We start from the raw sequence: 15,427 nt of genomic DNA on the forward strand, positions 1-15,427 counted from the left end.
AACCTTTACGGGCCGGAACGTGATCGGGGAGAAATCGCATTCGGCACTGACGATCCGCCGCCAACCGGGTCCGATAAGGGAGGAGACATGGCGCAGCAAGCTGAACCCGCGGATGCGGGTCTGCAATCCATACCGGCGCTTCTGGCGCGCAATGCCGAACGCCTTGGCGGCCGGCCCGCTTACCGGGAAAAAGAATTCGGTATCTGGCAAAGCTGGAGCTGGGCCGAAGCCGAAAAGGAAATCCGGGCGCTTGCGCTTGGCATGCTGAATCTCGGCCTTGCGCCGGGCGACCATGTCGCGGTTATCGGGCGCAACCGCCCTGCACATTACTGGGCCATGATCGCAGCCCAGATGTGCGGGGCGGTGCCCGTGCCGCTGTATCAGGACGCTGTCGCGGAAGAAATGTCCTATGTCCTGGGCCATTGCGGCGCGCGCTTCGTCATCTGCGGCGATCAGGAACAGGTCGACAAGGTGCTGGAGGTGCAGGAACACGCACCAGGCGTCGAACAGATCATTTACACCGACAAGCGCGGCATGCGGAAATACGACCATTCCCGCATGAACGCGCTGGAGGATGTGCAATCCGAAGGCCGCGCCGCCGCGCAACGGCTCAGCGCGGAACTGGATGCCCGCATCGCGGCGCTGGATTACGACAGCACCTGTGTGATGCTGTATACCTCGGGCACGACGGGCAAGCCGAAGGGCGTGGTGCTGTCGAACCGCAACATTATAGAAACTGCCAGGAACACCAGCGAATTCGACAAGTTGACCTATCGCGACGAGGTGCTTGCCTATCTGCCGATGGCATGGGTCGGCGATTTCATCTTCTCGATGGGGCAGGCGACATGGACCGGGTTCACGGTGAACTGCCCCGAAAGTGCGGCCACCATGATGACCGACCTGCGAGAGATCGGGCCCACCTATTTCTTCGCACCGCCGCGCGTTTTCGAGGGCCAGCTGACCAATGTCATGATCCGCATGGAAGATGCCGGCCGCTTCAAGCGCTGGCTGTTCAGGCATTACATGAAGGTCGCCAACCGCGTCGGTCCGTCGCTTCTGGATCGCAAGCCGGTCGGGCTTGGCGGGCGTCTGGCCTATGGGCTGGGCAAGCTGTTCATCTATGGCCCGCTGAAAAACACGCTGGGCTACAGCCGTATCCGCGTGGGCTATACCGCCGGTGAAGCGATCGGGCCGGAGATCTTTGATTTCTACCGCAGCCTCGGCATCAATCTGAAACAGCTTTACGGGCAGACCGAAGCGTCGGTCTTTATCACCCAGCAGCCGGATGGTGGCGTGCGTTCCGATACGGTCGGCGTGCCGTCGCCGGGCGTCGAACTGAAGATCGGCGATACCGGAGAGGTGTTTTACCGCAGCCCCGGCACCTTCGTCGAATATTATCAGAACCCGGAAAGCACGGCCTCGACCAAGGACCCGGAAGGCTGGGTGGCGACGGGTGATGCGGGTTTCTTCGATCAGGAAACCGGACAACTGCGCATCATTGATCGTGCAAAGGACGTGGGCAAGATGGCCGACGGCACGATGTTCGCGCCCAAATTCGTCGAGAACAAGCTGAAGTTCTATCCCAACATCCTGGAGGCGGTCGTGCTGGGCAATGGTCGCGATTATTGCACGGCAATGATCAATATCGACCTGTCGGCGGTCGGCAACTGGGCCGAGCGGAACAACATTGCCTATGCAAGCTACCAGGAACTGGCGGGTCATCCGCACGTCTATGCCGCGATCAGATCTCATGTTGAAGAGGTCAACAGATCGGTCGCCGAAGACCCGATGCTGTCGGGCTGTCAGATTCACCGTTTCCTTGTGCTGCACAAGGAACTCGACGCTGATGATGGTGAACTGACGCGCACCCGCAAGGTTCGCCGCGCAGTCATCGCCGAAAAGTTCTCGGACCTTGTGACAGCGCTCTATGACGGGTCTGACACGGTCTATACCGAAACCGAAGTCACCTATGAGGATGGCCGGAAGGGCAAGATCAAGGCAACGCTGAAGCTGGAGAATGCGGAAGTGGTGCCGGGCGACGAACAGAAGGTGGCGGCGGAATGAGCGATACAATGCTGCTTGACGCACCCGCCGAGGGTTATGTGACCGCCGACGGTCGCCAGATCGGCCCGGTCGTCATGGACCTGAAGAATATCACCCTGCGCTTTGGCGGCGTCGTCGCGATCAAGGATATCAGCTTCGACATACGTCAGGGCGAGATCCGGGCGATCATCGGGCCGAACGGTGCCGGCAAATCGTCCATGCTGAACGTGATCTCGGGCTTCTATGTCCCGCAGGAAGGCGAGGTCTGGTTCAAGGGCTATCGCCGCGGACCGATGCGCCCCTATCAGGTCGCGCGTCTTGGCATCGCGCGGACCTTCCAGAATATCGCGCTGTTCGACGGGATGTCGGTTCTCGACAACATCATGACCGGGCGGCTGAACAAGACGAAGTCCGGCTTTCTAAGCCAGGCCCTGTGGTGGGGTCCGGCGGAACGCGAAGAGATTGCCAACCGCGAACAGGTGGAAAAGATCATCGACTTTCTTGAAATCCAGAATATCCGCAAGACCCCTGTCGGCCGGCTTCCCTATGGCCTGAAGAAGCGCGTCGAACTGGCGCGCGCGCTGGCGGCAGAGCCACAGATCCTGCTTCTGGACGAGCCGATGGCCGGCATGAATGTCGAAGAGAAAGAGGACATGTCGCGCTTCATTCTCGATGTGAATGACGAATTCGGCACGACGACGGTGCTGATCGAACACGACATGGGGGTGGTCATGGACCTGTCCGACCGGGTCGTGGTGATGGATTACGGCCGCAAGATCGGCGACGGCACCCCGGACGAGGTGCGCAACAATCAGGAAGTCATCGACGCCTATCTGGGGGTCGCACATGACTGATCGCATTCTGAAGGAGGCCCGCTGATGGACCAGCTTCTTTACGGGACCGAGGTTCTGATCAACGGGCTGATGACCGGGGTGATGTATTCGCTCGTGGCACTTGGTTTCGTGCTGATCTACAAGGCGTCGGGCGTGTTCAACTATGCGCAGGGTGTGCTGGCGCTTTTCGCGGCGCTGACGCTGGTGGGGATCATGGAAGGGCAGGTGCCCTTCGCGCATCTCATCAATGCGATGTTCGGAACCCATATCGAAAACTTCGGCTGGAACATACCTGCGGTCTTCGCGATCCTGCTGACGGCGGGCGTGATGGTGGTGCTGGCCATCCTGATCGAGAAGCTGGTTCTTCAGCACCTCGTCGGGCAAGAGCCGATCATCCTGTTCATGGCCACCATCGGTCTTGCCTATTTTCTGGAAGGGCTGGGCGACGTGATGTGGGGTGCCGACATCAAGACGCTGGATGTCGGGCTGCCACAGGGCATTTCCGACGTGGTCGAACAGACCACCGCAAACTGGTTCGGCTACGGATTCTTCATCGATCGGCTGGATATCTGGGCCACCATCATCGCGGCGCTTCTGGTCGCGGCGCTGGTCGCCTTCAGTCAATACACCAAGCAAGGCCGCGCTATGCGTGCCGTCGCGGACGATCATCAGGCGGCGCTGTCGGTCGGCATTTCGCTGCAGTTCATCTGGATCATGGTCTGGTCGATCGCGGGCTTTGTCGCGCTGGTCGCGGGGATCATGTGGGGCACGAAATCCGGGGTGCAGTTCAGCCTGTCGCTGATCGCGCTGAAGGCGCTGCCGGTGCTGATGCTGGGCGGCTTCACCTCGATCCCCGGCGCCATCGTGGGCGGTCTTATCATCGGCGTGGGCGAGAAGCTTTTCGAATTCATCATGTCCAGCCCGGACCTTGCGGGCAGCTGGTTCGGCTTTACGATCAGCGCGACCGAGAACTGGTTCGCCTATGTCCTCGCGCTTCTGTTCCTCGTCTTCCGCCCGCAGGGTCTGTTCGGCGAACGCATTATCGAAAGGGTCTGAGAATGGCACATCGTTCAAGACTTGGCGCACTCGTCATTGATTGCCGCACGGAAGACGTCGCAGATGCTGCGCGCTTCTGGGGCGAAGCCCTTAACGGCCAGGTCGAGGTGGATGACCAGGGGAAATACGCCGAGATCACGGATCAGGGTCAGCTGAAGGTGCTGGTTCAGGCGGTCGGTCATGACCCGCGTGTGCATCTCGACATCGAATCCGATGACAAAGAGGCAGAGGTCGTGCGACTGGAAGCCTGCGGCGCGAAGGTGGTCGAGCGGATCAAGCGCTGGATCGTGATGGAAGCGCCGACCGGCCACCGCTTCTGCGTGGTCGACCCGCAGGGCCCGGCATTTGACACGAACGCGAAAGAGGTGGGCTGATGCTTTACCGCGAGGCAGGCGATTTCAAGACCACCTATCGCGACGACGGGCAGACATTCCCGATCACGCTGGATCGGCTGGGCTATTATGCCATCCTGTTCGTGGCGGTGCTGATTGTCCCGTTCGTCATCAACGATTACTGGGCAAGCGCGGTGCTTCTGCCCTTCCTTATCTATGCGATCGCCTCGATCGGGCTGAACATCCTTGTCGGGTATGCCGGTCAGGTCAGCCTTGGGACCGGCGGCTTCATGGCGGTCGGCGCCTATGCGGTCTATAAGTTGATGACGGCCTTCCCGGAGGTCAGCGTCGTCATCCACATCCTGCTCGCAGGCGGCATCACCGCGCTTGTCGGGATCGCCTTCGGTCTGCCAAGCCTTCGCATCAAGGGCTTCTATCTGGCTGTGGCGACGCTGGCCGCGCAGTTCTTCCTTGTCTGGCTGTTCAACAAGGTGCCGTGGTTTTACAACTATTCAGCCTCTGGCCAGATCAACGCGCCGGAACGCACGGTGCTTGGCTGGGCGGTGACGGGTCCGGCTGCCAGCCCGTCGGCGAAATACCTGATCTGTCTGGGGTTCGTGATCTTCGCGGCGTGGGTCGCGCGCAACCTGACGCGTGGCATGATCGGACGCAAATGGATGGCGATCCGGGACATGGACATCGCGGCCGAGATCATCGGGGTGAACCCTCTCAGCGCGAAGATGACGGCGTTCGGCGTCAGTTCGTTCTTCGTGGGAATCGCGGGTGCGCTTCTGTTCGCCGTGTATCTCGGGGCGGCGGAAGTGACCGAAGCCTTCGGGATCAACAAGTCTTTCCTCGTGCTGTTCATGGTCATCATCGGGGGCCTTGGCTCGATCTTCGGAAGCTTCGCGGGTGCCGCGTTCCTGGTGCTGCTGCCGGTGCTACTGAAAAACGTTCTGGTCGGCGTTCTGGGCTGGCCGACCGATCTTGCCGCCCATATCGAGCTGATGATCGTGGGCGCGCTTATCATCTTCTTCCTGATTGTCGAGCCGCACGGCCTCGCCCGGCTTTGGCAGCTTGTGAAGGAGAAATTGCGGCTGTGGCCGTTCCCGCACTAACGCAACCAGAACCGGGCAATCCGGCAAGAAAACCCTTGGGAGGAGACCAAGAATGAAACTGAAATTTGCAAGTCTGGTGGCGGCGGCCCTGATGACCGCAGCCCCTGCCATGGCCGAACTGATCGTGCCGAACCTGTCTTACCGGACTGGCCCCTATGGCGCGAACGGCACCCAATATGCCGACGGGTTCAACGACTATTTCACGCTGCTGAACGAACGCGATGGCGGCATTGGCGGCGAAACGATCAGCGTGCCGGAATGCGAGACGGCCTATAACACCGAGAAGGGCGTCGAATGCTATGAGGCGACGAAAGACGGCGCGCTTGTCTTCAACCCGCTGTCGACCGGCATCACCTATCAGCTGATCCCGAAAGTGGGCGTCGACAAGAAGGTGCTGTACACGCCCGGCTATGGCCGCACCTCCGCGAAGAACGGCAAGGTGTTCGAATGGGTGTTCAATGCGCCCGCGAACTATTGGGACGGCGCGTCCGTCGCGATCAAGTATCTGCTGGATGAAAACGGCGGCGATCTGAACGGCAAGAAGATCGCGCTTGTCTATCACAACTCTGCCTACGGCAAGGAGCCGATCCGCACCCTGCAGGAGCTGGCCAAGAAGCACGGCTTCACCCTGACCGAGATCCCGGTCGAAGCACCGGGGCAGGAACAGAAGTCGCAATGGCTTCAGATCCGCCGCGACAAGCCCGACTATGTGCTGATGTGGGGCTGGGGTGTCATGAACCAGGTGGCTATTCAGGAAGCCGCCAATATCCGCTTCCCGATGGAGAATTTCATCGGCATCTGGTGGGCCGGCTCGGAACTCGACGTCATGCCGGCGGGGGAAGGTGCCAATGGCTATAAGGCGCTGACCTTCAACGGTGTCGGCATGGATTATCCGATCTATGACGATCTCAAGACCCATGTGATCGACACCGGCAAGGCCAGCCAGGGCGGCGAGCATGTCGGGTCTGCCGTCTATTCGCGTGGCATGTATGCTGCGGTGGTCATCGCCGAGGCGATCAGGAAGGCGCAGGAGCTGGCCGGGACATCCGCGATCACGCCCGAACAGCTTCGTGACGGGTTCGAGCAGCTCGACATCACCCCGGAACGGCTGGCCGAGATCGGCCTTCCCGACTTTGGCCCGGAAATCAAGCTGAGCTGCGATAACCACGGCGGCAGCGGCATGGCCCGCATCCAGCAATGGGACGCGGCGGAAAAGAAATGGAACCTCATCACCGAGTTCATGGAGCCTGATGCCGAAGTGCTTGACCCCCTGATCGCAGAGGATTCGGCCGCGTACGCGCAAGAGGCGGGCGTCACAGAACGCAGCTGTAACTGACCCCCGCCTTGCCGGCGCGGCATCCCGCTGCGCCGGCCCAAACATCGTCGGCGGCGCAACCCCGCGCCGCCGACGCCTGAAGCGCAAGGAACAGCCATGCTCGATACCGCTGCCGCATCCACCTCTCAGACCGAGGCATTGCTGGAGGTCAACAATATCGAGGTGATCTATAACCACGTCATTCTGGTGCTGAAGGGTGTCAGCCTTTCGGTGCCGAAGGGAAGCATTACCGCGCTTCTCGGCGGGAATGGCGCTGGCAAGACGACGACGCTGAAGGCGATCTCAAACCTGCTCGCTTCGGAACGGGGCGAGGTCACGAAGGGCAGTATCGTCTATCGCGGCGAACGCGTCGCCTCGCTGAACCCGGCCTCGCTGGTCAAGAAAGGTGTCATCCAGGTGATGGAAGGCCGGCACTGCTTCGAACATCTTACTGTCGAAGAAAACCTGCTGACCGGGGCCTATACGCGCACGGATGGCGCGGCAGCGATCAAGGCCGATCTCGATATGGTCTATGACTATTTCCCGCGCCTGAAGGAGCGCCGCCGCTCGCAGGCGGGCTATACCTCGGGCGGAGAGCAACAGATGGTCGCGATGGGTCGCGCCCTGATGAGCCGCCCCGAAACGATCCTGCTTGACGAGCCGTCGATGGGCCTGGCCCCGCAGCTGGTCGAGCAGATCTTCGAGATCGTGAAGGCCGTGAATGAAGGCGAGGGCGTGACCTTTCTTCTGGCCGAACAGAACACCAATGTCGCGCTGCGTTTCGCGCATTACGGCTATATCCTTGAAAACGGGCGCGTCGTGATGGACGGCACGGCACAGGAGCTGCGCGAAAACCCGGATGTGAAGGAATTCTACCTCGGCATGTCCGAGGAAGGCCGCAAAAGCTTCCGCGATGTGCGCAGTTACCGCCGCCGCAAACGCTGGCTTTCATAAGAGGTCATGCAAGTGCTACCCGTGCGGGACATCAGCTGAGGAATCGTTTCATGGCCGGATATTTTGACGAGCTGGAAGTGCGCGATCCCGACGAACGCGCCGAGTGGCTGGAAGAGGCGCTGCCTGCCGCGCTTGGACGCGCAAAGACCGCGCCGGCGCTGGCGCGGCTGCTGCGCGATGTCGATCCGGCAAGCGTGCGCGACATGGCAAAGCTTGCGGCGCTGCCGGTCATCCGCAAATCGGACCTTGTCGAGGCGCAGAAGAAGAACCCGCCCTTCGGCGGTTACACGACCAGACTGGCGGCAGAGTTTGACCACATCTTTCAGTCGCCAGGCCCGATCTATGAACCGGGTCGCCGCGAAGGCGACTGGTGGCGGCTTGGTCGGTTCCTGTTCGCCAGCGGCGTCGGGCGCGGCGATATCGTTCAGAACTGCTTTGCCTATCACCTGACGCCTGCGGGAATGATGTTCGACAGCGCCGCCCGCGCGGTGGATGCCGCGGTTCTACCGGCCGGGACCGGACAGACCGATCTGCAGGTGCGCGCGGCTGCCGATATCGGCAGCACCGTCTATGCCGGCACGCCGGACTTTCTGAAACAGATACTCGACCGTGCCGATGAACTTGGCGAAACGCTGTCGATCACACGGGCGACGGTTGCCGGTGGCGCGCTGTTCCCGTCGCTGCGCGACCATTACGCCGATCGCGGTATCATCACGCGGCAATGCTATGCGACCGCCGATCTGGGCAATATCGCCTACGAATCCGAGGCGATGGAAGGGATGATCGTGGATGAGGGCGTCATCGTCGAAATCGTGCGTCCCGGCACAGGTATCCCCGTGGCCGACGGCGAGGTCGGTGAAGTTGTCGTGACCACGCTGAACCCGGATTATCCGCTTGTCCGTTTTGCGACCGGCGATTTGTCTGCAGTCATGCCCGGCGCATCGCCTTGCGGCAGAACCAATACGCGCATCCGTGGCTGGATGGGCCGCGCCGATCAGACGACCAAGATCAAGGGTATGTTCGTGCGCCCGGAACAGGTGGCCGATCTGGTCGCGCGCCACCCGGAAATCGCCCGCGCACGCGTCATCGCCGACCGCGAGGGAGAGATGGACGCCATGACCGTCCAGATCGAAAGCCCGCGCGATGCCGGCGCGGAATACGCGGCCTCTATCGCCGAGGCGCTGAAGCTGCGTGGGCGGGTGGAAATCGTCGCGCCCGGCAGCCTGCCTAATGACGGCCTGGTGATTGAAGACAGGCGTAAATACGATTGAGGCGCGGCGCGTCTTGCCGCGCTGCCGTCTTGGCGTCAGGATCGGCGCATGTCCCACCCGCCGCTTCATGATCCGGACCGTTATCCCCGATTGCAGATCCGGCTTTGGCTGGGTCCGGATTGCTGGATCGGTCCCGGAAAAGCCGACCTTCTGGAACTCATCGACGAAACAGGGTCGATCGCGCAAGCGGGACGACGCATGGGGATGAGCTATAAGCGGGCATGGTCGCTGGTCGAAGGTATGAACCGCATGTTCGGGGAGCCGCTGGTCACGAGCGAGCGCGGCGGTGCAGGGGGTGGCGGCGCGCAACTGACCGATACCGGCACAAAAGCCCTGCATCTTTTTCGCGGGATACAGCGCGACGCCGCGCGCGCGTCGAAAGCCGGAACAGACGCGATTTTGCAACTGCAGCGAAAGCTTCCGAACCCGAAGCGGTCAAACTGAGTTTTCTACACGCTTTGGTTGTGAATGCGGGAATTTCGGCAGGGAATGGCCGAAAATAGCGCTGAAAATTGAACTGAAAGGTTCTTTTTTGTCGCACTTGCATCGCTGCGCCGCGGCATTCATGCAGTGTTTCAGGACATGAAAAAGGCATCGCGTCAGCCCGCGATGCCTTCCAAAACACGCAGCCGCCACATGGCAGCCAGATCGCAAATCACTTGCTAACAGGTTTGCCCTGATAGATTTTTTCGCCGACACGGACGACAATATCCCCCCCATCGACCTGCCGTTCGAACAGGCCCTGAATCGAGATATAGCTCCCAATGGTGATAGTGCGAATCATTCGATGTCCCTCCGTTGAGGTTTATTTATCGAACGGAACGCTCAACTTGTGGTTAATTAAGATGGCTTGACTGCACGGTTCAGCGGAATTTCGCCGATAGCGTTGCTAAAAGGTCACAGCCACTGCTCCAATACCGGGATAAGCGGAACATCAGCAGGCGGCATTTCATAGCTGCGCAGGTCTTTCGCCTTAACCCATGCAAGCGTCTGCCCCTCGCGCGGTTGCGCGATCCCGTTCCAGCGACGGCAGGCGAAAAGCGGCATCAGCAGGTGAAAGCTTTCATAGCTGTGGCTCGCGAAGGTCAGCGGGGCCAGACACGACGCGTGGGTGTCGATGCCCAGTTCTTCGTGCAGTTCGCGGATCAGCGCGACCTCGGGGGTTTCGGCGGGCTCGACCTTGCCGCCGGGAAACTCCCACAGACCTGCAAGCGATTTGCCTTCAGGCCGCTGCGCAAGAAGCACCCGTCCATCGCGGTCGATCAGCGCCACGGCGGCGACGAGAACAATTTTCATGAGCCTATTCCAGTTTTCGTCCGTCGCGGCAGGCAAATGCGAGGTGGGGCGGAGGTGTTCCTCCGCCCACGTCTCAGGATCTATAATCGGCGTTGATGTCGATATAGCGATGCGTGAGATCGCAGGTCCAGACCGTTCGCGATGCCTTGCCAAGGCCCAGATCGACGCCGATCAGAAGGCTGTCGCGCTTCATATAGGCGCTGGCCTTGCCTTCGTCATAGGACGGCGCGCGCCAGCCGTTCTCGGCCAGAACCATGTCGCCGAAACGGATCGTCAGCCGGTCGCGATCGGCCTTTGCGCCTGATTTGCCGACCGCCATGACGACGCGGCCCCAGTTTGCATCCTCGCCTGCAATGGCCGTCTTGACCAATGGAGAGTTCGCAATCGACATCGCGACCTTATGCGCATCTGCCGGCGTTTCCGCGCCGGTCACGCGGACCTCGACGAATTTCGTCGCACCTTCGCCGTCGCGCACGACCTGCTGCGCCAGATCCAGCATCACCCCGTTCAGCGCCGCTGCGAAGTCGCGCGCGGGCTTGCTGCGCATGTCGCGAAGCTCTGCCGCAGGCGACCGGCCTGTCGCGGCAAGTATCAGCGCGTCCGAGGTCGAGGTGTCGCTGTCCACGGTGATCGCGTTGAACGTCTCGTCCACCTGCTTCGACAGCAGCTTCTGAAGGTTGTCAGCCGAGATTTTCGCGTCGGTGAAGATATAGACCAGCATCGTCGCCATATCCGGCGCGATCATGCCGGACCCCTTGGCAATGCCGGCGATATGGATCGGGCCACCGTCACCCTGCACGACGGCACCAGAGCCCTTCGCAAAGGTATCCGTGGTCATGATCGCCTGCGCAGCGCCAGCCGCGCCTGCCGGGTCCAGCCGCGCCGCCGTTTCCGAGATCACGGCCGTGATGCGCTCGGCGGGAAGCGGTTCGCCGATCACCCCGGTCGAGGACGAGAAAACCCGGCTCGACGGCATGCCGAGTGCTTCGGCCACCGCGCCCGTCACCCGGTCCACGGCCTCTTGCCCGTTGCGGCCTGTAAAGGCGTTGGCATTGCCAGAGTTGACGATGATCGCCGCGCCCTGCGATTGATCCTGACTGCCCGAAAGCTTCGCCTGACAATCAAGAATACTCGCCGCGCGTGTGGATGACCTGGTAAACACCCCGGCAATCGCGGTGCCCGGTGCCATGCGCGCCAGCATCACGTCGGTGCGCCCCTGATATTTCACCCCCGCCGCGGCAGAGGCGAATTCGACCCCCTCGACAATCGGCAGATCCGGGAATGATTTCGGCGCGAGCGGCGAGACGACGGGCGGCGCCTTGGCCGCCGTTACGGGCTTTGCAGCCTTCGCCGACTTCTTCGCAGCCTTGCGCAGCTTCTTTTCCGCCTTTTCGGCCTTGGTCTTCGCTGCCTTCTTCTTGTCGTCCTTCGCCATCACTCAGCCTTCGCGTTCAGGATGTCCTGTTCCAGCACGGCGGGGTCGATCCCTTCGGTCTTTTCGACCTTGGCCTCGCTGGTGATGCGCTCGATCTCTGCCTCGACCTTTTCGCGGCGGATCTGCTGAACCAGCGCGTCGCGGATATCGGCAAGGGCAGGCGGCTCTTGCACGCGGCTGCCGTTCAGCTTGATGACATGCCAGCCGAACTGCGATTTCACCGGCTCGGTCGAGGTTGCGCCGTCTTCCATTTCTGCAACGGCATCGCCAAATTCCTTGACCATGCGGTCGCGCGTGAACCAGCCAAGATCGCCGCCATTCAGGCCGGACGCAGTATCGACCGAACGCTCCTCTGCCAGCTTGGCGAAATCGGCGCCCTTGGCCAGTTCGTCGATCACCGCCTTGGCAGCCTCTTCGGTTTCCAGAAGGATGTGGTCTGCGTCGTATTCGGTGATCGGCTTGTCGGCCGGGAACGCCTTTTCATAGGCGGCCTGGATTTCCTCGTCCGTCGGCTCGAAATCGGCATAGCGCTCCAGTGCGGCACCGGCCAGATAGGCGCGGCGGTCGATCTCCAGCACGGATTTGTCGCGCGGGGTCATGGTCTTTTCGCCGACCTCGGCCATCGCGGCCTGCCGGATCATCTGATCCAGCATCATGTCCCACAGCTCCGGCGCGGGCATCCCGGCCATGTCGGGCGGCAGGCCCAGCTTCATCGCCGCCATCTGGCCAAGCGTGATCTCTGTGTCATTGACCTTGGCGATGACGGTGTCGGCATCTTGCGAAAGTGCCGGCATTGCTAGAACGGCCATCATCAGGGCGGCAGAAGCGGTGCGGATCAGCATGGTGTTTCCTTGGAATGCGCCCCCGGAAGGCGTTACGTTACAGGGGCAAGCGTTGACACTGCATGGACGCGGGCCTACATCCGGCGCAACCGAAAAGGCGCGCCCGCGCCGTTTATTCCCTGCACTGTTACGGCAGGACTGACGGTCCGGGCAAGGGGCCGTGCCCCAGCCTTTCCCGAAACGATACGGCCGGAGTTATCATGCTGGGTCTAGGCAATTTGGCGAAAAAGGTCTTTGGGACGCCCAACGACCGCAAGGTGAAGTCGGTCCGCCCGCTGGTGGCCAAGATCAATGCGATGGAAACCGAGGTTCAGGCGCGCTCTGACGAAGAGTTGATCGCAAAGACGCGCGAACTTCAGGACAGGGCCAGATCCGGCGAGGATCTGGACGCGCTGCTGCCGGAGGCCTTCGCGAATTGCCGCGAGGCTGCACGCCGGGCGCTTGGCCTGCGCGCCTTCGATACGCAGCTTATGGGCGGCATCTTTCTGCATCAGGGCAATATCGCCGAGATGAAGACGGGTGAGGGCAAGACGCTTGTGGCGACCTTCCCAGCCTATCTGAACGCGCTGGCGGGCAAGGGTGTCCATGTCGTTACCGTCAACGATTACCTGGCAAAGCGCGATGCCGAATGGATGAGCAAGGTGTTCAGCGCGCTCGGCATGACAACCGGCGTTGTCTATCCGTTCCAGCCCGACGAGGAAAAGCGTCAGGCCTATCAGGCCGACGTCACCTATGCGACGAATAACGAGCTTGGCTTCGACTATCTTCGCGACAACATGAAGGGGTCGGTCGAGCAGATGGTCCAGCGTTACCATTTCTATGCCATCGTGGACGAGGTCGACTCCATCCTCATCGACGAGGCGCGCACGCCGCTGATTATCTCGGGCCCCTCACAGGACCGCAGCGAGCTTTACGTGACGCTGAACCAGTTCATGCCGCAATTGGCGGACGAGGACTACAAGCTGGACGAGAAGGCGCGCAATGCCACCTTCACCGAAGAGGGCAACGAGAAGATGGAGCAGCTTCTGTCCCAGGCGGGCGTGCTGCCCGAAGGTCAGACGCTGTATGACCCGGAATCGACGACCATCGTTCACCACGCCAACCAGGCACTTCGCGCCCACAAGCTGTTCCATCGCGATCAGAATTACATGGTCCAGAATGGCGAGGTGGTGCTGATCGACGAATTCACCGGCCGCGCGATGAAGGGCCGCCGCCTGTCGGACGGTCTGCATCAGGCGATCGAGGCGAAGGAAGGCGTCACCATCCAGCCCGAAAACGTGACGCTGGCCAGCGTGACGTTCCAGAACTATTTCCGCCTTTACGACAAGCTGGGCGGCATGACTGGCACCGCCGCCACCGAGGCAGAGGAATTTGCCGATATCTACAAGCTGGGCGTGGTCGAAGTGCCAACCAACAAGCCGATTGCGCGGGTTGACGAACATGACCGCGTTTACCGGACGGGGGACGAAAAATACGCCGCCGTGATCGAGGCGATTCAGGAAGCCCATGCCAAGGGCCAGCCCACGCTTGTCGGCACCACCAGCGTCGAGAAATCCGAGATGCTGTCGCAGATGCTGACGCAGGCCGGTATCGCGCATAACGTCCTGAATGCACGCCAGCACGAGCAAGAGGCCCATATCGTGGCCGAGGCCGGCAAGCCCGGCGCGGTGACAATCGCCACCAACATGGCCGGACGCGGCACCGACATCCAACTTGGCGGCAATGTGGAAATGAAGGTGATGCAGGCGCTTGCCGCCGATCCCGAAGCCAATCCCGACGAATTGCGCGCGAAGATCGAAGCGGAACACGCCACCGACAAGGAAAAAGTCCTCGGCGCAGGCGGTTTGTTCGTTCTGGCCACAGAACGCCACGAAAGCCGGCGGATCGACAACCAGCTTCGCGGTCGCTCGGGCCGGCAGGGCGATCCGGGACGGTCGCTGTTCTTCCTGTCGCTTGAAGACGACCTGATGCGGATTTTCGGCTCGGAGCGGCTGGATTCCGTTCTGTCGCGTCTGGGCATGAAGGAAGGCGAGGCGATCGTTCACCCGTGGGTCAACAAGTCGCTGGAGCGTGCGCAGGCGAAGGTCGAAGGCCGCAACTTCGACATCCGCAAGCAGCTTCTGAAGTTTGACGACGTGATGAACGATCAGCGCAAGGCGATCTTCAGCCAGCGCCGCGAGATCATGGACAGCGAAGAGGTGGGAGAGGTCGCAGCCGATATGCGTCATCAGGTCATCGAAGATCTGGTCGACGAACACATGCCAGCCCGCGCCTATGCCGAACAGTGGGACAATGCGGGCCTGCACAAAGCGGCTGTGGACCGGCTGAACATGAACCTGCCCATCGACGAATGGGCCGCCGAGGAAGGCGTCGATCAGGAAACGATCCGCGAACGCATTACCGAGGCGACCGACACCTATATGGCCGAGAAGGAAGCCGGTTTCGGCGGCGATACGATGCGCCAGATCGAAAAGCAGATCCTGCTTCAGGCCATTGACCAGAAATGGCGCGACCACCTGCTGACGCTGGAACATCTGCGCTCTGTCGTCGGGTTCCGCGGATATGCGCAGCGCGATCCGCTGTCGGAATACAAGACCGAGGCGTTCCAGCTTTTCGAGAGTATGCTTGACGGTCTGCGCGCCGATGTCACGCAGCAGCTTGGCCGCATTCGTCCGCTGACGGACGAGGAGCGTGACCAGATGATGCGCCAGTATCAGGAACAGCAGGCCCAGCAGCAGGAACAGATGCATGCCGAACACGAAGAGGCCGAGGGCGGCGAGGCATCCGCCCACGCCCCCGGCTTCGACGAAAACGATCCGGCAAGCTGGGGGAACCCATCACGAAACGATCCGTGCCCCTGCGGCTCGGGCAAGAAGTTCAAGCATTGCCACGGCCAGCTGGTCTGACGAAGCAAAGACGGGGGCGCAGATGC

At 61.3% G+C, this 15,427-nt stretch carries 14 protein-coding genes; 10 read left to right on the plus strand and 4 right to left on the minus strand.

Annotated features, from left to right (window positions below; translation table 11 throughout):
- Positions 1-87: 87 nt before the first annotated feature.
- The 9 genes from FQV27_RS15475 to FQV27_RS15515 all read left to right on the plus strand — a co-directional run bounded on the left by FQV27_RS15475 (position 88) and on the right by FQV27_RS15515 (position 9,366).
- Positions 88-2,064, plus strand: a complete 1,977-nt coding sequence (locus tag FQV27_RS15475; RefSeq protein WP_147100253.1) for a long-chain fatty acid--CoA ligase — start codon at positions 88-90, stop codon at positions 2,062-2,064.
- An 11-nt stretch (positions 2,065-2,075) separates the two neighbouring features.
- Positions 2,076-2,897: an ABC transporter ATP-binding protein gene (locus tag FQV27_RS15480; protein ID WP_147100362.1), complete on the plus strand. Its 822-nt coding sequence runs from the start codon at positions 2,076-2,078 to the stop codon at positions 2,895-2,897.
- A 24-nt stretch (positions 2,898-2,921) separates the two neighbouring features.
- Positions 2,922-3,932 (plus strand): branched-chain amino acid ABC transporter permease, encoded by a 1,011-nt coding sequence (locus FQV27_RS15485; RefSeq protein ID WP_147100255.1) that lies wholly within the window; start codon positions 2,922-2,924, stop codon positions 3,930-3,932.
- Between the two features lie 2 nt (positions 3,933-3,934).
- Complete coding sequence (locus tag FQV27_RS15490) at positions 3,935-4,306, plus strand: VOC family protein (RefSeq protein ID WP_147100257.1); 372 nt, start codon at positions 3,935-3,937, stop codon at positions 4,304-4,306.
- Positions 4,306-5,382 (plus strand): branched-chain amino acid ABC transporter permease, encoded by a 1,077-nt coding sequence (locus tag FQV27_RS15495; RefSeq protein WP_147100259.1) that lies wholly within the window; start codon positions 4,306-4,308, stop codon positions 5,380-5,382. The genes FQV27_RS15490 and FQV27_RS15495 overlap by 1 nt, the downstream gene beginning before the upstream one ends.
- A gap of 52 nt (positions 5,383-5,434) precedes the next feature.
- Complete coding sequence (locus FQV27_RS15500; protein ID WP_147100261.1) at positions 5,435-6,718, plus strand: ABC transporter substrate-binding protein; 1,284 nt, start codon at positions 5,435-5,437, stop codon at positions 6,716-6,718.
- A gap of 96 nt (positions 6,719-6,814) precedes the next feature.
- Positions 6,815-7,651 (plus strand): ABC transporter ATP-binding protein, encoded by an 837-nt coding sequence (locus FQV27_RS15505; RefSeq protein WP_147100263.1) that lies wholly within the window; start codon positions 6,815-6,817, stop codon positions 7,649-7,651.
- Between the two features lie 50 nt (positions 7,652-7,701).
- Entirely contained in the window at positions 7,702-8,922 is a 1,221-nt protein-coding gene (locus FQV27_RS15510; RefSeq protein WP_147100265.1) for a phenylacetate--CoA ligase family protein, read from the plus strand.
- Between the two features lie 48 nt (positions 8,923-8,970).
- Positions 8,971-9,366 carry a winged helix-turn-helix domain-containing protein gene (locus FQV27_RS15515; RefSeq protein ID WP_147100267.1) on the plus strand — a complete coding sequence of 132 codons (396 nt, stop codon included), beginning with the start codon at positions 8,971-8,973 and terminating at the stop codon, positions 9,364-9,366.
- A 211-nt stretch (positions 9,367-9,577) separates the two neighbouring features.
- On the opposite strand, the gene FQV27_RS19295 is transcribed toward FQV27_RS15515, so the two are convergent.
- From FQV27_RS19295 to FQV27_RS15530, 4 genes are all read right to left on the minus strand, one after another.
- Positions 9,578-9,706: a hypothetical protein gene (locus FQV27_RS19295; protein ID WP_281290031.1), complete on the minus strand. Its 129-nt coding sequence runs from the start codon at positions 9,704-9,706 to the stop codon at positions 9,578-9,580.
- A gap of 113 nt (positions 9,707-9,819) precedes the next feature.
- Complete coding sequence (mutT, locus tag FQV27_RS15520; protein WP_147100269.1) at positions 9,820-10,218, minus strand: 8-oxo-dGTP diphosphatase MutT; 399 nt, start codon at positions 10,216-10,218, stop codon at positions 9,820-9,822.
- A 73-nt stretch (positions 10,219-10,291) separates the two neighbouring features.
- Positions 10,292-11,653: a bifunctional glutamate N-acetyltransferase/amino-acid acetyltransferase ArgJ gene (gene argJ, locus FQV27_RS15525; protein ID WP_147100271.1), complete on the minus strand. Its 1,362-nt coding sequence runs from the start codon at positions 11,651-11,653 to the stop codon at positions 10,292-10,294.
- Positions 11,653-12,495, minus strand: coding sequence for a peptidylprolyl isomerase (locus FQV27_RS15530; protein WP_147100273.1), 843 nt, complete (start codon positions 12,493-12,495; stop codon positions 11,653-11,655). Before FQV27_RS15530 ends, argJ begins: the two co-directional genes overlap by 1 nt.
- A gap of 200 nt (positions 12,496-12,695) precedes the next feature.
- Between FQV27_RS15530 and secA the strand changes: the two genes are divergently transcribed.
- Entirely contained in the window at positions 12,696-15,401 is a 2,706-nt protein-coding gene (gene secA, locus FQV27_RS15535) for a preprotein translocase subunit SecA (RefSeq protein ID WP_147100275.1), read from the plus strand.
- Positions 15,402-15,427 lie beyond the last annotated feature (26 nt).

The organism is Paracoccus aurantiacus, assembly GCF_007993065.1.
In the GTDB taxonomy this organism is placed as follows: domain Bacteria; phylum Pseudomonadota; class Alphaproteobacteria; order Rhodobacterales; family Rhodobacteraceae; genus Paracoccus; species Paracoccus aurantiacus.